Below are 22,265 nucleotides of genomic sequence, written 5' to 3'. Positions count from 1 at the left end.
CCGCCCGCGCGGCGCATCGCCGGCAAGCCGGCTCCCACATCTGTTTCGGGCCAGTTACTCCTGCCTCCTCCGCACTCGCTCCCTGGGTGCATGGCTGGAGATAGCAGAAAAGCACAGGTGACACCTTCGATATCGAAGGGAACAAACAAGGCGGGCAGCGGTAAATTCACAGGAGAGATTGGCCCGAAACAGATGTGGGGGCCGGCTTGCCGGCGATGCGCCGCGCGGGCGGCGCTCGATCTCACAGGCGCTGAAAATGCTGCGGCGAACACCTGGCAGCCCTTATGCAACTTGAAGCCAAACCCTCACTGCCTCCCCCCCAACTCAGCATCATCCATCAGCACCTTGACCATCGCACTCAGGTAATGGGCAGCCCAGATCATCATCGGCTTCTCATCCATCAACCCGGTGATGGTCAATTCGCGCACATACCCCATCAACTCCGAAGACTGCTCGCGGGCATCCCTGCAGGGAATACCGGGCTCGATGCGGAACAGCGGGTGGGTGCCATTCTCGCCTTGGTAAAAAGTGGTCTTGCCGACAGTGAACTGGGTGTCTTCTGTTGTCATTGTTCAATCCCCTGGAAATTCTCGACTGCCTGGGCGGGCCTCTTCGCGGGCACGCCCGCTCCCACAAGGTCACCACAGATTTCGCGACTTGCACTCTACCTGTGGGAGCGGGCATGCCCGCGAAAGGGCCCATCCAGGCGACATATCAATGAAGCCTTACAGCAGGCATCTGCCCCTGCATCGGGTTGTCTTCAATAAAAGCGGGATCGTGGGGACCGCGCCCTCCCCCTGCTGAGCGATCGAAATCCCTTCAGATCTTTACTAAATGTTTAGCCTCTCCAACCCTCAGAAAATGCTAACCGGCTAATTATTAGTACATTTTTTCTAGCTCCTAAAGAATTGTAGGAATCGAACTTCAAGTCTTAGTAAAAAATCCTACGCCAACTTCCCTCAACAAATCCCGAGCAGATCTTGAACCAATAAAAAAACAAGTGATACAACAGTGACGCGCTGAAAGGCGCACTCAAACCAACTCTATAGGAGCACTAGCCATGGGACGTCGTCGTTCTGAAATCCACACTCTGCAGATCCCGCGCGTGATGAACTACACATTCACCGAGTCCGAGGTTGAATTTCTCAACCTTCTGTAAGTGACAAACCAGAAGGGGCTTAGCCCCTTCTGGCTCTACCAAGGAGCAGAGCATGATTACCGAACGCGAGCTAACCATAGAAGAGGCTTACAACCGCCTGACAAGGTTGCATCATCACTTAGGGCTTCATTGGAAAACAAAACTATCAAAAAAGAATAGCTTGGTCGCCACATGCCACTTATACGACAGTGCCTACAAAGAAGTCTCTTGCGGAGCAGGAAAAGGGGAGCATTGCGAGCTAGGAGCCCTTGCCGAGAGCCTAGAACATTACTTCGTCGACAAGAGCACTCCACCACTCATAGAAAGCGACATAATTTTGCAATCGATAGCCCCATTTGACGATTGGCTCCTTAAATCTATACCACCTGACTGCCGAATACCTTATTTCAGTCTTCAGGCATTGAACAGCTACGACGAAATAGCCATTCCCGCGATATTGATAGCCCCCTCCTCCAGAAACATTGATGAAATCGAAAAAACTGCAGCGGGCTTTCTTTCCAAATATGCGACCAACTCTGGCACAGCACTTGGCTGCACGGAGAGCGAGGCTCTGCTCCACGCCATCAATGAAGCTATCGAACGTCACGCACTTTCTATGTACTACCTATCACTTTGTGGCCTGACTTCCCCACCCAAACTTTACCAACCCTCGAGCTCCTTTTTGGAAGAAACATTTGCCCATGATACCGAGCATTGCTGTTTCTCCTAGTAAAAAAGAAGGTTCACTCAGCAGCATAGGCTCCGGCAGCTCCACCAACCCCTCCATTGCAATGTACCGCGCCGTAACGGAGCAGATTCAGTGCGAGCAGCTTTCTGGGGCCACAGAAAAACAAGAAGATCTCTCTGCTGAAAAAATGCTTACTAATTCAACCCGCCTTTCAGCACTTCTACACCCATGCCCCACATATGCTGTACCCGCTTTTCACCCTCCGCGTACCGATCTCAGCGTGCGCGGGCAAGTCAAGCGAACACTGATCAACTTGGAAAAACATAATAAGGTCGCATTCTATCGCACACTTTATGAGCACCCGAATCTCGCTACGGTTGTTCAGGTATTCATACCCGGACTTGAACGCTTCCACCTGATCAGATCAGGTATTCCAGTCGCGCCACAGAGTGCACTCAAAGGCATAAGGCAATGACATGCAAATCTATAGAGGAATTCTCGCTGCCCTAGGCGCGACACTGCTCCTGAAAATCGCGACCGTCGTACCTGCTCTTGTCTTGGCCGACATCATTGACAACCTGGCCACCTCAGCCGCATCTACCCAGCTTCTGCTCGGAGCCTTCATATGCCTTGTCGCATTGCAAGCCTCAATGATCCCTCTACAAGCCTGGTGCCTGGCGCGGCTCTGCCAGGAACGCGTGAAGCAACTTTCCATCCGATGGTGCCGCGAATTGCTGGACAAGCGCTTCGAGGCCTATGGACAACTCCATGGCGGAACACTGGTAAAAGTGCTGGATAGGGGCATTACCGCACAGGAGCGGTGGTTAGGCTTTCTAATTGGCTCGGCATGGCCGGTGCTGGCCGAAGCTGCAGTGCTGATAACGCTCTTCGCTTACCTGGGGGCTACTTCGGTATTGATCGGCCTCATCCCTTTGAGCCTGGCCTACCTGTGGGCCAACGATCGCCTGGTGCGCTGGCGCCGGCCACATATCGAGGCAGTGAACGCGCGCGAGGATGAACTGGCGGAACAATGGGTGGATACCTTCGCCAGCGCGGCAACGGTCAAACTGGAAAAGGCCGAGGATGCCGCAATGCTCCCGGTCAACCAGACACTTTCGCACTATGCCGACTCAGCAGTGCAGGTAGCTCACAGTGGGGGTTGGATTCAGAGCCTGCGCACCCTGTTCATAGGCCTGGGCAGTGGCGGTTTGCTCATGTGGGGTATCCATGATCAGGCTCTGGCAACACCGCAATTGAGCTTGGGCGAGTTGGTTGCTCTCTTCACCTTGGTGAGCGGATTGCTGGCAGGGGTTGCGCAACTTGCTGAGGCCTGGCGATTGCTAGACCAGTTTCGGCTAGACAAACGCAAACTCGAACACTGGCTCCAGCTCCCCTCGTTCGGCCCGGCATGCACTACTGAGGCGAAGTCCCAAGACAAGGACGCTGGCCTGAGCATCGCCCCATGCCAGTTGAGCGCTCGAGATACTGTACAACTGCAAATCGAGGAACCCTTGGTACTGCACAAGGGAGAACGGGTCGCGCTGATCGGACCAAGCGGATGTGGTAAATCGACACTTCTGCATGCACTGGCCGGAACGGTGTTCCAGTTGCGCAAGCATGTTCGCCTGCACGGCAGGTGCCTGGCTGGGCTCGAAGCTTATGAGCAGTTCAGTCGCTTACGGCTCTGCCCTCAAGATGCGCACTTCATACCAGGCCCACTGCCCCGCGCGGTGCTGTTCGAGTATGCGCATGAACGGGCTCAAGTCGAGGGATGGCTTGAGCGACTGGGCCTAAGCAAAGACTGGTACGAACTTGATCTGGATGCACGCGCAGAATCGATTTCGGGCGGCGAAGCACGCAGGCTGACGCTGCTACGCATTCTTAACCAGCCTGGGGAATTCAATTTCTTTGACGAACCTACAGCTGGGCTCGATGTCAGGTCGGCTGAGCGTACCTGGGATCTGTTGTTCGAAGCATTCCAAGGGAAAGGGCTAATTTGCGTGACACATGATCAGAGCGCGCTGTCGCGGCTTGACCGGGTTATCAGCATGAGCGAGGGGCGGATCATCAGCCAAGTGCAAGCGGAGATCGCTTCTTAGAACATTGAGCTAGCCGGCGCTAGCTTGTGGGAGCTGGTTGCCGGCGATCACTGGCGCAGCCGGTGCCATAAATCGCATTGCCTGCTTCGCGGGCTCGCCCGCTCCCACAGGTACTGCGCCGGCCTCGAGTTAACGCTGTACCTGTGGGAGCGGCTTTAGCCGCGAATACCGGCGTAGCCGGTGCCAGCTACCGCGCTGGATTCTTCGCGGCTGAAGCCGCTCCCACAGGGTCCCTGCTAACGCAGTGAGTTATGCGCAGCGTAATGAGAACGGCCGTTACTCGTCATCGTCGAAGTTGTACATCCCCGGCGCAAGGTTCTCAAAGCGGGTGTACTTACCGATAAACGCCAGGCGCACGAAGCCGATGGGGCCGTTACGCTGCTTACCGATGATGATTTCCGCCACGCCCTTGTGCTCGGTCTCAGGGTGGTACACCTCGTCGCGGTACACGAACATGATCACGTCGGCGTCCTGTTCGATCGCACCGGATTCACGCAAGTCGGAGTTCACAGGGCGTTTGTTCGGGCGCTGTTCCAGAGAGCGGTTCAGCTGCGACAGGGCGATGACCGGGCAGTTGAACTCCTTGGCCAGGGCCTTGAGCGAGCGAGAGATCTCGGAAATTTCGTTGGTACGGTTGTCACCAGCCGAGCCCGGGATCTGCATCAGCTGCAGGTAGTCGACCATGATCATGGCGATTTCGCCGTGCTCACGGGCCAGGCGGCGGGTACGCGCGCGCATTTCCGAGGGGCTGATGCCGGCGGTATCGTCGATGAACAGCTTGCGGTCGTTGAGCAGGTTCACCGCCGAGGTCAGGCGCGGCCAGTCGTCATCGTCCAGCTGGCCGGAACGCACCTTGGTCTGGTCGATACGGCCAAGCGACGAAAGCATACGCATGATCAGCGATTCACCAGGCATCTCGAGGGAGAACACCAGCACCGCCTTATCGGTACGCAGCACGGCGTTCTCCACCAGGTTCATGGCGAAGGTGGTCTTACCCATCGACGGACGACCGGCGACGATGATCAGGTCGGCAGCCTGCAGGCCGCTGGTCTTCTCGTCCAGGTCGGTGAAACCGGTCGACACACCGGTGATGTCGCTGTCGGAGTTGAACAGCGTGTCGATGCGGTCGATGGCCATGGTCAACAGCTCGTTGACGCCTACCGGGCCGCCGGTTTTCGGCCGGGCCTCGGCGATCTGAAAGATCTGCCGCTCGGCATCGTCGAGGATTTCTTCGGCGTTACGCCCTTGCGGGTTGAAGGCATTATCGGCGATGTCGGTACTGATGCTGATCAGCTGGCGCAGCGTGGCCCGCTCGCGAATGATCGCGGCGTAGGCCTTGATGTTGGCCACCGACGGGGTGTTCTTGGCCAGTTCGGCCAGGTACGCCAGGCCGCCCACTTGCGAAGACAAACCTTCCTTGTCCAACTGCTCGTGCAAAGTCACCACGTCGAATGGCTGGTTGGCGTCGGCCAACTTGTGCACGGCACGGAAGATCAAGCGGTGGTCATGCCGGTAGAAATCGCCGTCCGACACCTGGTCCAGCACCCGCTCCCAGGCGTTGTTGTCCAGCATCAGGCCACCGAGCACGGCCTGTTCGGCCTCGATGGAATGCGGCGGCACCTTCAGGGCTGCGGTTTGCAGGTCTAGCTGTTCGGAAGTGGTGATCTCGTTCATGGCCACGAAAGAATTCTGGAGTACGAAAAAGACAAAGGGCACGGCCTGTCGAAAACAGGACCGTGCCCGATGTTAACCGCCTGGCCCGCAAGGAGCCAGCCAGTCAGCGCAGCTTAGGCAGCTACGACAACCACGCGTACGGTGGCTTCAACGTCGCTGTGCAGGTGCACGGCTACGTCGTATTCGCCAACCTGACGGATGGTGCCGTTCGGCAGACGAACTTCAGCCTTGGCCACTTCAACGCCGGAGGCGGTCAGGGCGTCAGCGATGTCGTGGGTGCCGATCGAACCGAACAGCTTGCCTTCGTCGCCAGCGGTGGCAGTGATGGTCACTTCCAGCTCGGCCAGTTGGGCAGCGCGGCTTTCAGCCGAAGCTTTCTTGTCAGCGGCTGCTTTTTCCAGCTCGGCGCGACGCTCTTCGAACGCAGCCAGGTTGGCGGCGTTGGCAACGGTGGCCTTGCCGAATGGCAGCAGGAAGTTACGGCCGTAACCAGCCTTAACTTTTACTTTGTCGCCCAGGTTGCCCAGGTTAGCGACTTTTTCCAGCAGGATCAGTTCCATTTGGTAAAACCTCTTAACTTTTAACCTTCACCGTTCGCGGAGTCATTCCCCTTGGGGGACTTGCGACCGCGAAAATCAATCAGGCTGTCGACAATGGCCAAAACCACCAGCAACGGATAAATCAGCTGCATGATCAGCGGCAACGTCACGTACATACCCACCAGCCAGAAACCAGCCAGTCGGCCCTGTGCCACCAGCCCGTGCATCAAGGCGATGCCGGCCAGCACCAGTACCAGGCTGGAAGCCGATGCCAGGATGATGAACTGCGGCCCGATGAACGGCGCCACCACCATCACTGCCACCAAGACCGCCATGGTCTGTTTCGGCAACTTCAGTTCGCGAAACTCGCGACCGAAGCCTCCAGGGTTGTACAACGCTGCCTGCCAATAGCGCGCCAGCATCAACGCCAGCACACTGAACAATTGCACCGTCACTGCTGTGGAAGCGACCAGCACAGGGCGGATCAGCTCACCGGAGAGCACCGGTTGCCCTTCGATTTTCGGCATGGCCTCGGCAAACGCCTTGGCCAGCGCATCGAAGGTTTGCGCCAGCGCCAGATCGAGCACGAGGCTGAAAGCCACGGCGAACACGGCACTGGCGAGCAACACCCGACTCCAGGGATGCTCGGCACGCAACATGGCGGCCAAGGCCAGGGCACCCGCAATCACCAGAAAGGTGATGGGATCGCCCATGACCCACACGGCCAGCCCGGCCAGCAGGCCGCCGGCGATGACCGTAGTAGCATCCTTGAACCCACGCCGCAGCAGCACAAGGCTGCCGGCAGCGGCACTCAACCAGAACAGCAGCGGCAGTACCGCGCTGATGACCACCACCAGGGTGGCCTGCACACGACCGCGCATGATGAAACTTGCTAACGCTCGCATGCTAATCCCTTACTGCTTGTCGACGACCCGGTCTCAGCGGCCGTGGCTGTCGGTGTAGGGCAGCAGGGCCAGGAAGCGGGCGCGCTTGATAGCGGTAGCCAGCTGACGCTGATAACGAGCTTTGGTACCGGTGATACGGCTTGGAACGATCTTGCCGGTTTCGGATACGTAAGCTTTCAGGGTGTTGAGATCTTTGAAGTCGATCTCTTTCACGTCTTCAGCAGTGAAGCGGCAGAATTTACGACGACGGAAGAAACGTGCCATTTAATAGGCTCCTCTAAAGGTCCGTGGATTACTCGTCAGCGTTATCGCTGGAGTCGCTGTCATTGCTGTCGTCGCCGTCGGCGGATTCAGCATGCTCAGGACGCTCACGACGCTCACGGCGCTCGCTGCGGTTTTCTTCAGCCTTCAGCATCTCGGACTGGCCGGTAACGGCTTCGTCGCGACGGATGACCAGGTTACGGATAACGGCATCGTTGTAGCGGAAGTTGTCTTCCAGCTCGGCCAGGGCCTTGCCGGTGCACTCAACGTTCAGCATCACGTAGTGAGCCTTGTGAACATTGTTGATTGCGTAGGCCAGTTGACGACGGCCCCAGTCTTCCAGGCGGTGGATCTTGCCACCATCTTCTTCGATCAGCTTGGTGTAACGCTCAACCATGCCGCCGACTTGCTCGCTCTGGTCCGGGTGAACCAGGAAGATGATTTCGTAATGACGCATGAATGCTCCTTACGGGTTAGTAGTCTGCCAGCGAATCTGGTCAGACAAGGAGTGAATGACACTGTATGTCTTGCACGGAGGGGAGGCACATGTGCGCCTGCCAGCTCGGCAAGGGGCGCAATTGTAGAGAAGCCGGGGCGGACAAGCAAGGTGATTGGTGAATATTTGAACAGCCGGAAACACTTTATGCCTGTTCTGGCCCTATCGCCGGCAAGCCAGCTCCCACAGGTACCCCACCGGGTTCAGCACCTGTGACGATCCTGTGGGAGCTGGCTTGCCGGCGATAGGGCCGGTACAGGCTATGGATCAGCGCTTGGCCTGCCGCTGGCGCACGGCCTCGAACAGGCACACGCCAGTCGCCACCGACACGTTCAGGCTGCTGACGCTACCGGCCATCGGCAATTTCACCAGGAAATCGCAATGCTCGCGGGTCAGCCGGCGCATGCCCTTGCCTTCCGCGCCCATGATCATCACCAGCGGCCCGGTCAGGTCCTGCTGGTAGATCTCCTGCTCGGCCTCGCCGGCGGTACCGACCACCCACAGGCCACGCTGCTGCAACTTCTCCAGGGTACGCGCCAGGTTGGTCACGGCTACCAGCGGAATCACCTCGGCCGCGCCGCAAGCCACCTTGCGCACAACCGGGGTAAGGGTTGCAGACTTGTCCTTGGGCACGATCACCGCCGTGGCCCCGGCCGCATCGGCGGTGCGCAGGCAGGCGCCGAGGTTATGCGGGTCGGTCACACCGTCCAGCACCAGGATCAGCGGCGGAGTTTCTGTGCGCTCAAGCAGCTCTTCGAGCATCAGCTCGCCCCACACCTGGCTCGGGCTGACCTCGGCGACCACGCCCTGGTGCACGCCCTCGACCCAGGCATCCATCTCGCGGCGCTCGGCCTGGCCGACCGCCACGCGGTTTTCCGCGGCCAGCGCCAGCAGGGCCTGCAGGCGCGGTTCGCTGCGCCCTTCCGAAAGCCAGATCTGCTTGACCCGCTTCGGATGGTGCTGCAGCAATGCCTGCACGGCGTGCACGCCGTAGATCTTTTCCAGCTGACTCATGACTTGCTCTTGCTCTTGCGTGGCGCGCCGGACTTCGGCGGGCCTTTACGGTGCTTGGTCGGCTTGCCGGCGGCCTTGCCACCCTTGTCCGACTTGCTGCTGGCATGGCCGCCAGTGCGCGCCTCGCTCATCAGCGCCTTCTTCATTTCGCGGCTCTTGCGCACTTCGGCGTTACGCTGCACGGCGTCTTTCGGGAAGTACGCCTCGGCGGCTTCGCTCTTGCGGCTGCGTGGCTTCGGCGTGGCCTTGGCCTCGACCGGGGCCGGCTCGGCCTTGTCGGCAACCGGCGCGGCGCCACGTTGCTTGCGGCCGATCGGTGCGGCGAGGGTCTGTTGCGACACTTCGAAGTCGATCTTGCGCTCGTCCAGGTCAACCCGCATGACCTTGACTTCAATGGTGTCGCCCAGACGGAAGCTGCGCCCGGTGCGCTCGCCGGAAAGGCGGTGGTGAACCGGGTCGAAGTGGTAGTAGTCGCCCGGCAGCGCACTCACATGCACCAGGCCTTCTACATAGATGTCGGTCAGTTCGACGAACAGGCCAAAACCGGTCACCGCGGTGATCACACCCGGGAAGGTCTCGCCCACGCGGTCCTTCATGTACTCGCACTTGAGCCAGTTGACCACGTCACGAGTCGCTTCATCGGCGCGGCGCTCGGTCATCGAGCACTGCTCGCCGAGTTGCTCGAGGGTGTTCTCGTCGTACGGGTAGATACGCGCCTTGGGGATGCTCATGGCGCCGGCACGCTTGACGTGCGGGGTCTCGACCCTGGAGCGGATGATGCTGCGGATGGCGCGATGCACCAGCAGGTCCGGATACCGGCGGATCGGCGAGGTGAAGTGGGTGTACGCCTCGTAGTTCAGGCCGAAGTGGCCGTTGTTGTCGGTGCTGTACACCGCCTGGCTCAGCGAGCGCAGCATCACCGTCTGGATCAGGTGGAAGTCCGGGCGCCCGGCGATGCTCGCCAGCAGGGCCTGGTAGTCCTTCGGCGACGGGTCCTTGCCCTTGTGCAGGGTCAGGCCCAGCTCGCCAAGGAAGGCGCGCAGTTTTTCCAGGCGCTCCGGCGGCGGGCCGTCGTGCACCCGGTACAGGGCCGGCACGCCGTGCTTCTGCAGGAACTCGGCGGTGGCGACGTTGGCCGCCAGCATGCATTCCTCGATCAGCTTGTGGGCGTCGTTGCGCACGGTCGGGCGGATTTCCGCGATCTTGCGTTCGTCACCGAAGATGATGCGGGTTTCCTGGGTCTCGAAGTCGATGGCACCGCGGGTATGGCGGGCATCCACCAACACCTTGTACAGGTTGTACAGGTTCTTCAGGTCTGGCACGACTGCCTTGTATTCCTCGCGCAGCGCCTTGCCCTCACGGGTGCGGGCGTGTTCGAGCATGCTGCTGACCTTGTTGTAGGTCAGGCGGGCGTGGGAATGGATCACTCCTTCGTAGAACTGGTAGTCGACCATCTGGCCGGCTTTGTTCATGGTCATTTCACAGACCATGGCCAGGCGATCGACGTGCGGGTTCAGCGAGCACAGGCCGTTGGACAGCTCTTCGGGAAGCATCGGCACCACGCGCTCGGGGAAGTACACCGAGTTGCCGCGCTGCTGGGCCTCGACATCCAGCGCCGAGCCCAGGCGCACGTAGCTGGACACGTCGGCGATAGCCACGTACAGACGCCAGCCACCGGAGAACAGGCGCAGCTTGCCCAGCGGTTCGCAATAAACTGCGTCGTCGAAGTCGCGGGCATCCTCGCCGTCGATGGTGACGAATGGCAGATGGCGCAGGTCGACGCGCTTCTCTTTGTCTTTCTCTTCGACTTCGGAGCGGAACTTGCGCGCTTCCTTGATCACGTCCTTGGGCCAGACGTGCGGAATGTCGTAGCTGCGCAGGGCAACGTCGATTTCCATGCCCGGCGCCATATAGTTGCCGATGACCTCGACCACGTCGCCTTGCGGCTGGAAGCGCGGGGTTGGCCAGTGGGTGATCTTGATTTCGACGAACTGACCGATCTTGGCGCCGCCGTTACGCCCGGCGGTCACCAGCACTTCCTGCTGGATCTTCGGGTTGTCCGGCGTCACGTAACCGATGCCGCCCTCTTCGAAATAACGGCCGACCACGCTTTCGTGGGCCCGGGAAATGATTTCGACCAGCACGCCTTCACGGCGGCCACGGCGGTCGACGCCAGAAACGCGGGCCAGGCCGCGGTCACCGTCGAACACCAGGCGCATCTGCGACGGGCTGAGGAACAGGTCTTCGCTGCCGTCATCCGGAATGAGGAAGCCGAAACCGTCGCGGTGACCGGAGACCCGGCCGCAGATCAGGTCCAGCTTGTCTACCGGGGCATAAGTGCCGCGTCGGGTATAGATAAGCTGGCCATCACGCTCCATGGCACGCAGGCGACGGCGCAGGGCTTCGATCTGGTCTTCGTCGTACAGACCGAACTCTGCCGCCAGCTCCTCGCGTGCGGCCGGTTCGCCACGGTCGGCGAGGCGCTGCAGGATCAGCTCACGGCTGGGGATAGGGTTGTCGTATTTTTCCGCTTCGCGAGCGGCCTCTGGATCGAGGGATTGCCAATCGGCCATCAGAAGGGGTTCACCTTGGGGTATATAGATATGAATTCTGGCATAGGCGTATTGAAACCGGAAATGTCAGGCTTGGACAGCCCCACCGGCGTCTCCGGCGAGCAGGAATAGGCCTGCGGAATCAACAAGTTGAATTTTTTGAATTTTTTTTCGACTGGGGGCTTTACAGCCCTCCAGAGCGTCCGTATAGTGCGCACCACAACGACGGACAACCCCGAAGTTGTAGTAGAGATGAACGGCGCTGTAAAGCATCTTGTAGTCTCGAATGTGTGCCCAGGTGGCGGAATTGGTAGACGCGCTGGTTTCAGGTATCAGTGGCTTAACGGCCGTGGAAGTTCGAGTCTTCTCCTGGGCACCAAATATTTCAAGTAACAGATGACCAAGGATCTGTTACTACTGTGTGAAAGCGAACGATAGTCGCCTTCACCAGATGATGCAAAGCTTTGCCCAGGTGGCGGAATTGGTAGACGCGCTGGTTTCAGGTATCAGTGACTTAACGGTCGTGGAAGTTCGAGTCTTCTCCTGGGCACCATACAAAAACCCACTAGCTTGCTAGTGGGTTTTTTCTTGCCTGCGATTTTTGTATCCCCCTCTTCCGGACATCGATTGCCCATAAAGTGCAAACCTGTGCCGGCCTCTTCGCGGCTAAAGCCGCTCCCACAGGTGTTGCACTTACCAGGCCCTGTGGTGACTCTGCGGGAGCAACTGTCTTGTATTGCCCGGACTGGCCTCATCGCCGGCAAGCCAGCTCCCACAGGTACTGCACAGGGCTTGAGGCCTATGCGGTCGAGGTGGGAGTAACTGCCTTGTATTGCCTGAACCGGCCTCATCGCCGGCAAGCCAGCTCCCACAGGTATTGCACAGGGCTTGAGGCCTATGCGGTCGAGGTGGGAGCGGCTTTAGCCGCGAAGAGGCCGGCACAGTCAACCCACCTCCAAGGCTGTTACACCTTTGTCTGCCCATGAATTTCTTGTCACTCAGCCACTTGAGAAACGATTTCGTTTACCATTGTTTCCAAATATGTAGCCGTAAGCGAGGAAGTACCCGCATGACGATCCGCCCGCAACCGCTGATGCGCACCCTGGCCGCCGCCGTGCTGAGCCTGGTCATCGGCGCTCCGGCCGCCATGGCAGACGCACCGGTCACCCTGACCATGTACAACGGTCAGCACAAGGAAATCGGCGAGGCCATCGCCCAGGCCTACGAGGCCAAGACCGGTATTCACATCAACATCCGCAAGGGCAGCAGCAACCAGCTGGCCAGCCAGATCATCGAGGAAGGCGACCGCTCGCCGGCCGACATCATCTATACCGAAGAGTCCCCGCCCTTGAACAACCTGGGCGAGCTAGGCCTGCTGGCGAAGATCGACGACGCCACGCTGAACATGCTGCCCAAGGAATACGTAGCCGCCAACGGCACCTGGATGGGCGTCACCGCGCGTACCCGGGTCGTGGTCTACAACCCGAAGAAGATCGACGAAAAAGACCTGCCGACCACCGTCATGGACTTCGCCGACCCTGAATGGGATGGCCGCGTCGGCTACGTGCCGACCAGTGGCGCATTCCAGGAACAGGCCGTGGCCATCCTGAAAATGCACGGCCGCGAAGCCACCGAAGAATGGCTGACCGGCCTGAAAGCCTTCGGAAAGACCTACACCAACAACATGGTCGCACTCAAGGCCGTGGAAAAAGGCGAAGTCGCCGCGGTACTGGTGAACAACTATTACTGGTACGCCTTGGAGCGTGAGCGCGGCAAGCTCGACTCCAAGCTGTACTACCTGGCCGATGGCGATGCCGGCAACCTGGTGACCATCTCCGGCGCCGCTGCGGTCAAGGCCAGCAAGCACCCGAAAGAAGCCCAGGCCCTGCTCAACTGGATGGCCAGCGAAGAAGGCCAGCGCGTGATCACCCAAACCACCGCCGAGTACCCGCTGCACAAGGGCATGGTTTCCGATCGTGGCCTGAAGCCGTTCGAGGACTTGCGCCCGCCGAAGATCTCGCCGGCTGACCTGGGCAATGCCGAGGAAGCCCTGGAGCTGGAACGCGAGGTCGGCCTGCTCTGATGACCGCCGCCCTGTCCGAACCGGTGCCGGTACGCTTCGTACCGCGCCGCAAGCGCCCCTCCATCTGGGTGGTGCTGCCTGTGCTGTTCCTGGTGGCGATGAGCTTGCTGCCACTGCTGTATGTCGCCATCAAAGCCTGGGAAGCCGGCTGGCGCGAAGCCTTGTACCTGCTGTGGCGCCCCTTTGTCTGGGGGCTGATGCGCAACACCCTGATGCTGATGGTCGGGGTGACGCTGACCTGCATGGTGGTCGGCCTGGCCCTGGCCTGGCTGCTGGAGCGCAGCAACCTGGCGGGCCGCCGGCTGTGGGGCGTGGTGCTGTGCCTGCCGTTCGCCGTACCGTCGTTCGTCAGCAGCTTCACCTGGGTGTCGCTGAGCTCGGACTTCGAAGGCCTGGGCGGGGCGATCATGGTCATGGCCCTGTCCAAGTACCCGCTGGTGTTCCTGCCCGTGGCCGCCACCCTGCGCAACCTCGACACTTCGCTGGAGGAGTCGGCACGTACCCTGGGTTGCAGCCGCTGGGGCGTGTTCATCAAGGTCACCTTACCGCTGCTGTGGCCGTCGATGCTGGGCGGTGCGCTGCTGATCGCCCTGCACATGTTGGTGGAATTCGGCGCCTTGTCGATCCTCGGCCTGCAAACCTTCACCACGGCGATCTACCAGCAGTTCGAACTGGAGTTCAGCAATGCCAACGCGGCCATGCTGTCTGCCGTGCTGCTGGCGATGTGCCTGGTGATGCTGTGGCTGGAGTTGCGGGTACGCGGTAAAGCCCGTCATGTGCGCATCGGCCAAGGCGTGGCACGGCGCGCGCAACCGGTGCGGCTGCGCGGCTGGGCGATGCCGGCGCAGCTGCTCTGCGTGGGCCTGGCAGTGCTGGGCAGCGGTATTCCGCTGGCCATGCTCGGCTACTGGCTGAGCGTCGGTTCGTCGGCGGCATTCCCGGTGGCAGCCATCTCCAAGGCGCTGTTCACCTCGCTGTCGGTGTCACTTGGCGGAGCCGGCTTCTGCGTGCTGCTGGCCCTGCCGATCAGCTTCCTGGTGGTGCGCTACAAGGGCCGCCTGGCTATCTGGGCCGAGCGCCTGCCGTACCTGCTGCACGCCCTGCCCGGCCTGGTGATCGCCCTGACCCTGGTGTTCTTCGCCTTGCATTACGTGCCGGCGCTGTACCAGACCACAGCACTGTTGCTGCTGGCCTATGCGCTGCTGTTCCTGCCGCTGGCCCAGTCGCCGGTGCGTACCGCGCTAAACAAGGCTTCGCCGACGCTGGAAGAGGCCGCACGCACGCTAGGTGCAAGCAGCTTTGCCGCGTTCTGCCGGGTGACCCTGCCGATCATCTTCCCGGCCATGGCGGCGGCCTTTGCGCTGGTGTTCCTGGATGCCATGAAGGAGCTGACCGCCACCTTGCTGCTCAGCCCCACCGGCATGACCACTTTGGCCACCGAGGTGTGGGCTCATACGGCCAATGTCGAGTTTGCGGCGGCAGCGCCTTATGCGGCGCTGCTGATCGTGGTGTCGGGGTTGCCGGTTTACCTGCTGACTACGCGTATGTATCTGAACAAGGCATAACCCCGTTCGCGGGCACGCCCGCTCCCACAGGTATCGCGCCGCTCTCAGGGCCTGCGCCATGCCTGTGGGAGCCGGCTCGCCGGCGATAGGGCCAGCTCAGGCAATCAAGCCCTGAACTGCCCCAGGCTCGCCCGCAGCTGCGCGGCCAGATCATCCAGCACCTTGCTGCTGGCGGTGGTCTGCATCACCACTTCAGCCGAGCGCTCAGCCTGAGCATGGATGGTCTCGACCCGCCCGCGCACTGCCTGCGCTCCATACGCCTGTTGCTCGGCCGCGCGGGTGGCCAGGCCGATGGCCGCATGCACCTGCTCCACTGCCGCCTGCACCGACTGCTGGCGACGTTCGTTGTCGCGCAGCACCAACAGGCCTTCACTGGCCTTGAGCCCGGCCTGGCTGATAGTAGCCACGGCTTCCTTGGCGCCCTTCTGCAACGCGGCGATGTGCGACTGGATATCGCCAGTGGAGCTTTGCGTCTTGCTCGCAAGCGCCCGCACCTCATCGGCCACCACGGCAAACCCGCGCCCGGTCTCGCCTGCCCTGGCCGCCTCGATGGCGGCGTTCAAGGCCAGCAGGTTGGTCTGCTCGGCGATGCCGTGAATAACCGTCAGCACCACTTCGATCTGCTCACTCTGCTTGGCCAGGCGCTCGATCACCTGGGAGCCCGTCTCCACTTGGCCGGCCAGGTTCTCGATCAAGCTCGCCAGCTGGGTCGAGCTGCGGCTGTTCTCGTCGGTGGCCTGGCGAATATCCACCACCTGCTGCAGAGCCGCCTGCATCGCATGGCTTTCGGCCTGGGCTTCGTCAGCCATGCTCGACAGGTCGCGCAGGCTGGCCGCCACTTCATCGCGCTGTAGCGCGGCGGCGGCATCGGCACCGGCATTGCGCTGGGCCATCGCGCCAATCTCCACACCGGTCCGCTGCGCCACTTCACCCGCCTCGCGCACGATAGGCTGCAACTTGTCGACGAAGCGGTTGACCGCCGAAGCCATGTCGCCGATTTCGTCGCGACTGTCGAGGGGCACGCGCTTGGTCAGGTCGCCTTCGCCGGCCGCCAGGTCGTCGAGGGCGGCAATCAACAGGCGCAGTTTGCTCAGCACCCGGCGGCCAAGCACCACCGCCACCACCACCAGCACGCCAAGGCCAACCAGCACCAGGCCCAGGCCGATGCGCCAACGCAGCTCGGCCGCGGCATCGCGCACGGTCTGTGCAGTATTGGCCTGCATGGCGGCAGCGCTGCCCTGCGCCTTCTCCAGGCGCTCGCGCAGGGTCTTGCCACTTTCGGCGGCGGCGCCGACCAAGCTGTCGCCTACCAGTTGTTCGCCACTGGCAATCAAGGCCGCGAAGCGCTGATCGAGAGCCTTGAGCTCCTGCTCGATACCGGCCGTGGAAACCCCCATCAGCACCTTGCCGATTTCTGCGCCATTGGGGTTGATCGAGGCTTCGACGAAGTACACCCCCGGGTCGCGCCGGGCCGCATCAATCACCTTGTCCAGGGCGCGCTCGCCCTGGCCCTTGTCCATCAACGCCTGGTTGATCGGGTTTTGCCGGTTCAGGTAGCGGGTCAGGTGCTGGCCCTGGGCATCGTCGTAGACCACGAACAGAACATTGGGATTGCGCTGGGCGCGCCGGGCGAAGTCGGAGAGCACCGGCACGTCGTTGTCCCAGATCGCTCGCGGGGCAACCGAAGCCAGTAGCTCGGCCATATCGTTGGCGGAGTCCTTGAGGTTCTTTTCCAAGGTTGCGCGCAGTTGCTGCTGTTCGTCCTGCAGGCGGGTGGAAAGGCCCGCGCTCAGGCGCTGGCGGGTGCTGCTGGACAGGCCATCGAGGCCCGAGCGCACATCTTGCCCGGCTTGCTCCAGTTCGCCGGCGAGCTGGCGGCTATCATTGCCCAGGCGTTCGCCAAGGTCGGCTTCCAGGGCGGTGACCGTGCTTCGGGTGAGCGCAACGGCAACCAGCACCTGCACCAAAAGGGCGATACCAAGGGCAACAAACACAGGCCGCAAAAGGCGGCTTCGTAACAGTGAGAGGATGGCAGACACGGTGAAACCCTCGTGTTTTCTGGCGCCACTATTCTGATGGCATCTACAGAAACTTCTTACAGCAAGGGTTGTGCCGGGGTCAGGAGGGATAAATGCCAAGGTTCAGCAATATGCTTGCCTGTACCGGCCCTATCGCCGGCAAGCCAGCTCCCACAGGTACAGCACATACCTTGAGGCCTGTGGAGTACCTGTGGGAGCTGGCTTGCCGGCGATAGGGCCGGAGCAGGCATAACCGCACAAATGAAAACGCCGCAGCCCCTTTCAGGGCCACGGCGTCAGATCAGCCTGGAGGGCAGATCAGGCGAACGGATGACGCAGCACGATGGTCTCGTTGCGGTCCGGGCCGGTCGAGATGATGTCGATAGGCGCGCCAACCAGCTCTTCGATGCGCTTGATGTAGTTACGCGCAGCTTGCGGCAGCTCTTCCAGGGTTTTCACACCCAGGGTCGACTCGCTCCAGCCTGGCATCTCTTCGTACACCGGCTCCAGGCCGATGTAGCTGTCGGCATCGGAAGGTGCGTCGATGACGGCACCGTTCTCGTTCTTGTAGCCAACGCAGATGTTGATGGTTTCCAGGCCATCCAGTACGTCCAGCTTGGTCAGGCAGATGCCCGAGATGCTGTTGACGTCGATGGCGCGACGCAGGATGACGGCATCGAACCAGCCGCAGCGACGGGCACGGCCAGTGGTGGAACCGAACTCGTGGCCACGCTTGGCCAAGGTGGCGCCAGTCTCGTCGAACAGTTCGGTCGGGAACGGACCGGAACCCACGCGAGTGGTATAGGCCTTGGTGATACCCAGGATGTAGTCGAGGTACATCGGGCCAACGCCGGAACCGGTGGAGATACCGCCGGCAGTGGTGTTGGAGCTGGTGACGTACGGGTAGGTACCGTGATCGATGTCCAGCAGCGAGCCCTGGGCACCTTCGAACATGATGTCCTTGCCGGCGCGACGCAGGTTGTGCAGCTCGGCGGTGACGTCGAGCATCATCGGCTTGAGCTGTTCGGCGTAGGCCATGCACTCGTCCAGGGTCTGCTGGAAGTCGATGGCCGGCTCTTTGTAGTAGTTCACCAGCTGGAAGTTGTGGTAGTCCAGCAGCTCACCGAGCTTGGCGGCGAAACGCTCGCGGTGGAACAGGTCGCCCACCCGCAGGCCGCGGCGTGCGACCTTGTCTTCGTAGGCTGGGCCGATACCACGGCCGGTGGTGCCGATCTTGGCTTCGCCACGGGCTTTTTCGCGGGCCTGGTCCAGGGCCACGTGGTACGACAGGATCAGCGGCGCAGCCGGGCTGATGCGCAGGCGCTCACGCACCGGTACACCCTTTTCTTCCAGCTTGGTGATTTCACGCATCAGGGCATCCGGGGCAACGACCACGCCGTTGCCGATCAGGCACTGTACGCCTTCACGCAGGATGCCGGACGGAATCAGGTGCAGAACGGTCTTTTCACCGTTGATCACCAGGGTGTGACCCGCGTTGTGGCCACCCTGGTAGCGCACTACGGCGGCAGTATGTTCGGTCAGCAGATCGACGATCTTGCCTTTGCCCTCATCACCCCACTGGGTGCCCAGGACGACGACATTCTTACCCATTACATTGGTCCTCATTCACGCAAACTTGGTTGCCGGCCTACTGCCGACGCAGAAACTCACTGGGCCAGCGGCAGAACCTGCCAGCGCCCGTCTTGCTGAATCAATTGCCGATCACAATCCGCCTCGAGAGCAGCACTCAACGGCTGGCCAGGCAGAGCCTGGACCACACGCTGGCCCTCGTTGCGCAACTGGCAGACTTGCTGCCAGAGGGCCGCGTCGCCACTGTCCGGCATCCAGATGCCGCCAGTTGGCAATACGACCTCCGCTCGCCCCAGTGTGACCAGGGTCTTCAAATCCGTGGAGAAACCGGTGGCCGGGCGGGCCCGGCCAAAGTCGGCGCCGATGTCGTCGTAACGGCCGCCCTGGGCGATCGATTGACCTTCGCCAGGCACGAACACGGCGAACACCACGCCGGTGTGATAGTGGTAGCCGCGCAGCTCACCGAGGTCGAAGTACAGCGGCAGGTCCGGGTAGCGCGAGGCCAGGCGATCGGCGATCGCCAGCAGGTCGTCCAGCGCCGCCAGCACGCTGGCCGGGGCACGGCCCAGGCGCACGCGGGCTTCGGCCAGCACTTCACGGCCACCGCACAGCTCGACCAGCGCGCGCAGCATGTTGCCCAGGTCCTTCGGCAGGTCGGCAGTCAGCGCCTGCACTTCATCGACGGCCTTGCGTTGCATGGCATCGAACAGTTGCTGCTCGACCGCACCGGACAAGCCGGCAGCACGGGCCAGGCCGCGGTAGATACCGACGTGGCCGAGGTCCATGTGCACATCCGGCACATCGGCCAGTTGCAGCGTGGCGAGCATCAGGCTGATGACTTCCACATCGCTGGTAGGGCTGGCATCGCCGTACAGCTCGGCACCCAGCTGGATCGGGCTGCGCGAGGTGGAAAGCGCACGCGGCTGGGCGTGCAGTACGCTGCCGGCGTAGCACAGGCGGCTTGGGCCTTCACGACGCAGGGTGTGGGCGTCGATACGCGCCACCTGCGGGGTGAAGTCGGCGCGGAAGCCCATCAGGCGGCCGGACTGCGGGTCCACTACCTTGAAGGTGCGCTGATCCAGGTCCTGGCCGGCGCCGGTGAGCAGCGACTCCAGGTACTCGATATGCGGGGTGACGACCAGTTCGTAGCCCCAACTCTGGAACAGGTCCAACACCTGGCGGCGCGCGATCTCGATGCGCGCAGCCTCAGGTGGCAGTACTTCCTCGATGCCATCTGGCAGCAGCCAGCGGTCTACCGTTGCCATTACGCCATTTCCCCTCTGGTCCGGGTGGCTTGCCAGCAGGCGAGCCGTCAGTAAAGCCGGTATCGCGCACAGCAGCAGGCAGCACTGATCCCAGCGCAGCCACCGTACCCAATACCCTCGAATTGCCTTGCGACCTGACCAAACCGTCAACTGGCGCTTTGCCAATCAACCTTGCAGACGCAAAAAAGCCGGGAAATTTCCCGGCTGCCTCATCATACACCCCTTTTCATTCAGGATGCACCCCGCCTGGTGTTTTAGCTGCCAGGCGGGATGATCCCTCATTCAACTCAGGGGCCTGAGCATCAAGGCCTGCTCTTGTCGAGGTAACGGAAGAACTCGTTCTTCGGGTCCAGGACCAGCACGTCGCTCTTGCTCGAGAAGCTCTCGCGGTATGCCTGCAGGCTACGGTAGAACGCATAGAAATCGGCGTCCTGGGTGTAGGCCTTGGCGTAGATGGAGGCCGCCTGGGCGTCGCCGTCACCGCGGGTTTCTTCCGCTTCGCGATAAGCCTCGGCCAGCAGTACACGGCGCTGACGGTCGGCATCGGCACGGATACCTTCAGCCAGCTCGTTACCCTTGGCGCGGTGCTCACGGGCTTCCCGCTCACGCTCGGTGCTCATACGGTCGAACACGCTGCGGTTGACTTCCTTCGGCAGGTCGATGGCCTTGACGCGCACGTCGACCACTTCGATACCCAGCTCCTTGGCGGCCATGCGGTTCAGCGATGCAGTGATGTCAGCCATCAGTGCGTCACGCTCACCGGACACCACCTCGTGCAGGGTGCGTTTACCGAACTGGTCACGCAGGCCGCTTTCCAGACGACGCGACAGACGCTCGTCGGCGATCTGCTTCATGCCGGACGTGGCGGTGTAGAAACGTTCGGCATCCTTGACGCGCCACTTGGCGTAGGCGTCGACCATCACCGCTTTCTTCTCCAGGGTCAGGAACCGCTGGGTCGGGGCGTCGAGGGTCATCAGGCGGGCGTCGAACTTGCGTACCTGGTTCACGTACGGAATCTTCACGTGCAGGCCCGGCTGGACATCCGCCTCGACCACCTTACCGAAGCGCAGCAGTACCGCACGCTCGGTCTGGGACACGATGTAGAAACTGTTCCAGGCCACGATGGCCAGAACCACGGCGGCGATCAGGGCGATCAGCGATCTATTGCTCATCAGCGGCTCTCCCTAGTACGCAGCGGCTGCTGTTGCTGTTGCAGGTCCTGCACCGCGCGTGCGGCCGCATCGTTCACCGATGGCGACACACTGCTTGGCGCGGACGGGTTGCGGCTGCCTTCGACCATCTTGTCCAGCGGCAGGTAGAGCAGGTTGTTCTGCCCGTCCTTGGTGGCCACCATGACCTTGCTCGAATTGCTGTAGACCTCTTGCATGGTCTCCAGGTACAGACGCTGACGGGTCACGTCAGGTGCCTTGTGGTACTCGGCAACCAGCTTGGTGAAGCGGTCGGCCTCACCCTTGGCCCGGGCGATGACTTCGTCGCGGTAACCGTTGGCGTCCTCGATGATGCGCTGCGCCTGACCACGGGCCTCCGGCACCACGCCATTGGCGTAGGACTCGGCCTGGTTGCGGGCACGCTGCTCGTCTTCGCGGGCACGGATCACGTCGTCGAAGGCTTCCTGCACTTCACGCGGGGCTGCCGCGCTCTGTACGTTGACCTGGGTAACGGTGATACCGGTACGGTAGTTGTCGAGGAAGCGCTGCAGGCGTTCGCGGATATCCACGGCCATCTGCTCACGGCCTTCGGTCAGCACCTGGTCCATAGAGGTGGAACCCACCACGTGGCGCAGGGCACTGTCGGTCGCGTGCTGCAGGCTCACCTCAGGCTGGTCGACGTTGAGCACGAAGTCCTGCAGGTTGCTGATCTTGTACTGGACGGTCAGCGGCACCTCGACGATATTCTCGTCTTCGGTCAGCATCTGCCCCTGCTTGGTGTAGGCACGCTCACGCGTGACGTTTTCCATGTACTTGCGATCGATCGGCGGGAAGTAGATGTTCAGGCCGGGACCGACCGTCTCATAGTACTTGCCGAAGCGCAGCACCACGGCCTGCTCCTGCTCGTCGACCACGTACACGGCGCTGTACAGCCAGATGGCAGCCAGCACCGCCAGGCCGATGCCCAGCAGGCCCAGGCCACCGCCCTTGCCGACATTGCGGTCACCGCCGCCACGTTTCTTGCCACTGCCGAACATGCCATTCAGGCTGTCCTGCAATTTGCGGAAGGCCTCGTCCAGATCCGGCGGACCTTTCTTGTCACCGCCGCCGCCACCGCCACCACGGCGGCCGCCCCAGGGATCCTGATTGTTCGAGTTGCCACCCGGCTCGTTCCAAGCCATAGCGCTCTCCATCTGATAAAGCAAAGAC

Annotated in this window: 18 protein-coding genes, 2 tRNA genes and 1 pseudogene; 7 read left to right on the top strand and 14 right to left on the bottom strand. The window is 61.4% G+C overall.

The window, feature by feature from the left end:
• Window positions 1-305 precede the first annotated feature (305 nt).
• Window positions 306-569, bottom strand: coding sequence for a DUF3077 domain-containing protein (locus TZ03_RS25570; RefSeq protein ID WP_051101156.1), 264 nt, complete (start codon window positions 567-569; stop codon window positions 306-308).
• 642 nt (window positions 570-1,211) lie between these two features.
• Between TZ03_RS25570 and TZ03_RS31780 the strand changes: the two genes are divergently transcribed.
• The 3 genes from TZ03_RS31780 to TZ03_RS25555 are packed head-to-tail and all read left to right on the top strand — an operon-like array spanning window position 1,212 to window position 3,925.
• Window positions 1,212-1,868, top strand: coding sequence for a YcaO-like family protein (locus TZ03_RS31780; protein ID WP_177328506.1), 657 nt, complete (start codon window positions 1,212-1,214; stop codon window positions 1,866-1,868).
• Window positions 1,840-2,301 (top strand): YcaO-like family protein, encoded by a 462-nt coding sequence (locus TZ03_RS31775; protein ID WP_177328505.1) that lies wholly within the window; start codon window positions 1,840-1,842, stop codon window positions 2,299-2,301. The genes TZ03_RS31780 and TZ03_RS31775 overlap by 29 nt, the downstream gene beginning before the upstream one ends.
• A 1-nt stretch (window position 2,302) precedes the next feature.
• The gene (locus TZ03_RS25555; RefSeq protein ID WP_051101154.1) at window positions 2,303-3,925 is read left to right on the top strand and encodes an ATP-binding cassette domain-containing protein; all 1,623 of its coding nucleotides are present in this window, start codon (window positions 2,303-2,305) and stop codon (window positions 3,923-3,925) included.
• Between the two features lie 276 nt (window positions 3,926-4,201).
• Here the strand turns inward: TZ03_RS25555 and dnaB are convergent, their stop codons facing one another.
• From dnaB to rnr, 7 genes are all read right to left on the bottom strand, one after another.
• Window positions 4,202-5,599, bottom strand: a complete 1,398-nt coding sequence (dnaB, locus tag TZ03_RS25550; protein ID WP_009681285.1) for a replicative DNA helicase — start codon at window positions 5,597-5,599, stop codon at window positions 4,202-4,204.
• A gap of 113 nt (window positions 5,600-5,712) precedes the next feature.
• A complete protein-coding gene (rplI, locus tag TZ03_RS25545; RefSeq protein ID WP_003249568.1) occupies window positions 5,713-6,159 on the bottom strand; it encodes a 50S ribosomal protein L9 in 447 nt (148 codons plus the stop codon).
• Between the two features lie 20 nt (window positions 6,160-6,179).
• Window positions 6,180-7,043 carry a hypothetical protein gene (locus TZ03_RS25540; RefSeq protein WP_051101153.1) on the bottom strand — a complete coding sequence of 288 codons (864 nt, stop codon included), beginning with the start codon at window positions 7,041-7,043 and terminating at the stop codon, window positions 6,180-6,182.
• 33 nt (window positions 7,044-7,076) lie between these two features.
• The gene (gene rpsR, locus TZ03_RS25535) at window positions 7,077-7,307 is read right to left on the bottom strand and encodes a 30S ribosomal protein S18 (RefSeq protein ID WP_003249563.1); all 231 of its coding nucleotides are present in this window, start codon (window positions 7,305-7,307) and stop codon (window positions 7,077-7,079) included.
• Between the two features lie 28 nt (window positions 7,308-7,335).
• Window positions 7,336-7,761, bottom strand: a complete 426-nt coding sequence (rpsF, locus tag TZ03_RS25530; RefSeq protein ID WP_013974420.1) for a 30S ribosomal protein S6 — start codon at window positions 7,759-7,761, stop codon at window positions 7,336-7,338.
• Window positions 7,762-8,067: 306 nt separating this feature from the next.
• Window positions 8,068-8,814 carry a 23S rRNA (guanosine(2251)-2'-O)-methyltransferase RlmB gene (rlmB, locus tag TZ03_RS25525; RefSeq protein ID WP_051101152.1) on the bottom strand — a complete coding sequence of 249 codons (747 nt, stop codon included), beginning with the start codon at window positions 8,812-8,814 and terminating at the stop codon, window positions 8,068-8,070.
• Window positions 8,811-11,387 (bottom strand): ribonuclease R, encoded by a 2,577-nt coding sequence (gene rnr, locus TZ03_RS25520; RefSeq protein WP_051101151.1) that lies wholly within the window; start codon window positions 11,385-11,387, stop codon window positions 8,811-8,813. The genes rlmB and rnr overlap by 4 nt, the downstream gene beginning before the upstream one ends.
• Window positions 11,388-11,658: 271 nt before the next feature.
• On the opposite strand from rnr, the gene TZ03_RS25515 reads away from it, so the two are divergent.
• From TZ03_RS25515 to TZ03_RS25500, 4 genes are all read left to right on the top strand, one after another.
• Window positions 11,659-11,745: transfer RNA gene (locus tag TZ03_RS25515), tRNA-Leu, on the top strand.
• A gap of 87 nt (window positions 11,746-11,832) precedes the next feature.
• Window positions 11,833-11,919, top strand: a tRNA-Leu gene (locus TZ03_RS25510).
• Window positions 11,920-12,435: 516 nt separating this feature from the next.
• A complete protein-coding gene (locus tag TZ03_RS25505; protein ID WP_051101150.1) occupies window positions 12,436-13,449 on the top strand; it encodes an extracellular solute-binding protein in 1,014 nt (337 codons plus the stop codon).
• Entirely contained in the window at window positions 13,449-15,014 is a 1,566-nt protein-coding gene (locus tag TZ03_RS25500) for an ABC transporter permease (RefSeq protein WP_051101149.1), read from the top strand. Before TZ03_RS25505 ends, TZ03_RS25500 begins: the two co-directional genes overlap by 1 nt.
• A 104-nt stretch (window positions 15,015-15,118) precedes the next feature.
• On the opposite strand, the gene TZ03_RS32095 is transcribed toward TZ03_RS25500, so the two are convergent.
• The 6 genes and pseudogenes from TZ03_RS32095 to hflK form a co-directional block, all read right to left on the bottom strand.
• The gene (locus tag TZ03_RS32095) at window positions 15,119-15,907 is read right to left on the bottom strand and encodes a methyl-accepting chemotaxis protein (protein ID WP_414860323.1); all 789 of its coding nucleotides are present in this window, start codon (window positions 15,905-15,907) and stop codon (window positions 15,119-15,121) included.
• 69 nt (window positions 15,908-15,976) lie between these two features.
• Window positions 15,977-16,237, bottom strand: a pseudogene (locus tag TZ03_RS32090) (HAMP domain-containing protein); the annotation flags it as partial.
• A gap of 1,113 nt (window positions 16,238-17,350) precedes the next feature.
• Window positions 17,351-18,643 (bottom strand): adenylosuccinate synthase, encoded by a 1,293-nt coding sequence (locus TZ03_RS25490; RefSeq protein ID WP_051101147.1) that lies wholly within the window; start codon window positions 18,641-18,643, stop codon window positions 17,351-17,353.
• Window positions 18,644-18,699: 56 nt separating this feature from the next.
• Window positions 18,700-19,887: an ATP phosphoribosyltransferase regulatory subunit gene (locus tag TZ03_RS25485; protein ID WP_003249540.1), complete on the bottom strand. Its 1,188-nt coding sequence runs from the start codon at window positions 19,885-19,887 to the stop codon at window positions 18,700-18,702.
• Window positions 19,888-20,189: 302 nt separating this feature from the next.
• Window positions 20,190-21,059 carry a protease modulator HflC gene (gene hflC, locus TZ03_RS25480; RefSeq protein WP_051101146.1) on the bottom strand — a complete coding sequence of 290 codons (870 nt, stop codon included), beginning with the start codon at window positions 21,057-21,059 and terminating at the stop codon, window positions 20,190-20,192.
• The gene (gene hflK / locus TZ03_RS25475) at window positions 21,059-22,237 is read right to left on the bottom strand and encodes an FtsH protease activity modulator HflK (protein ID WP_051101145.1); all 1,179 of its coding nucleotides are present in this window, start codon (window positions 22,235-22,237) and stop codon (window positions 21,059-21,061) included. The genes hflC and hflK overlap by 1 nt, the downstream gene beginning before the upstream one ends.
• Window positions 22,238-22,265: the final 28 nt, after the last annotated feature.

It is taken from the genome of Pseudomonas sp. 10-1B (assembly GCF_000935045.1).
Classification (GTDB): Bacteria; Pseudomonadota; Gammaproteobacteria; order Pseudomonadales; family Pseudomonadaceae; genus Aquipseudomonas.
The sequence above is the reverse complement of the archived record's forward strand: the minus strand, read 5'-3'. Positions and strand labels throughout refer to the sequence as shown.

Coding starts and splice junctions, on each gene's coding strand:
- TZ03_RS25570 (WP_051101156.1), bottom strand. CDS start 569: ATGACAACAGAAGACACCCAGTTCACTGTCGGCAAGACCACTTTTTAC.
- TZ03_RS31780 (WP_177328506.1), top strand. CDS start 1,212: ATGATTACCGAACGCGAGCTAACCATAGAAGAGGCTTACAACCGCCTG.
- TZ03_RS31775 (WP_177328505.1), top strand. CDS start 1,840: ATGATACCGAGCATTGCTGTTTCTCCTAGTAAAAAAGAAGGTTCACTC.
- TZ03_RS25555 (WP_051101154.1), top strand. CDS start 2,303: ATGCAAATCTATAGAGGAATTCTCGCTGCCCTAGGCGCGACACTGCTC.
- dnaB (WP_009681285.1), bottom strand. CDS start 5,599: ATGAACGAGATCACCACTTCCGAACAGCTAGACCTGCAAACCGCAGCC.
- rplI (WP_003249568.1), bottom strand. CDS start 6,159: ATGGAACTGATCCTGCTGGAAAAAGTCGCTAACCTGGGCAACCTGGGC.
- TZ03_RS25540 (WP_051101153.1), bottom strand. CDS start 7,043: ATGCGAGCGTTAGCAAGTTTCATCATGCGCGGTCGTGTGCAGGCCACC.
- rpsR (WP_003249563.1), bottom strand. CDS start 7,307: ATGGCACGTTTCTTCCGTCGTCGTAAATTCTGCCGCTTCACTGCTGAA.
- rpsF (WP_013974420.1), bottom strand. CDS start 7,761: ATGCGTCATTACGAAATCATCTTCCTGGTTCACCCGGACCAGAGCGAG.
- rlmB (WP_051101152.1), bottom strand. CDS start 8,814: ATGAGTCAGCTGGAAAAGATCTACGGCGTGCACGCCGTGCAGGCATTG.
- rnr (WP_051101151.1), bottom strand. CDS start 11,387: ATGGCCGATTGGCAATCCCTCGATCCAGAGGCCGCTCGCGAAGCGGAA.
- TZ03_RS25505 (WP_051101150.1), top strand. CDS start 12,436: ATGACGATCCGCCCGCAACCGCTGATGCGCACCCTGGCCGCCGCCGTG.
- TZ03_RS25500 (WP_051101149.1), top strand. CDS start 13,449: ATGACCGCCGCCCTGTCCGAACCGGTGCCGGTACGCTTCGTACCGCGC.
- TZ03_RS32095 (WP_414860323.1), bottom strand. CDS start 15,907: ATGGCCCAGCGCAATGCCGGTGCCGATGCCGCCGCCGCGCTACAGCGC.
- TZ03_RS25490 (WP_051101147.1), bottom strand. CDS start 18,643: ATGGGTAAGAATGTCGTCGTCCTGGGCACCCAGTGGGGTGATGAGGGC.
- TZ03_RS25485 (WP_003249540.1), bottom strand. CDS start 19,887: ATGGCAACGGTAGACCGCTGGCTGCTGCCAGATGGCATCGAGGAAGTA.
- hflC (WP_051101146.1), bottom strand. CDS start 21,059: ATGAGCAATAGATCGCTGATCGCCCTGATCGCCGCCGTGGTTCTGGCC.
- hflK (WP_051101145.1), bottom strand. CDS start 22,237: ATGGCTTGGAACGAGCCGGGTGGCAACTCGAACAATCAGGATCCCTGG.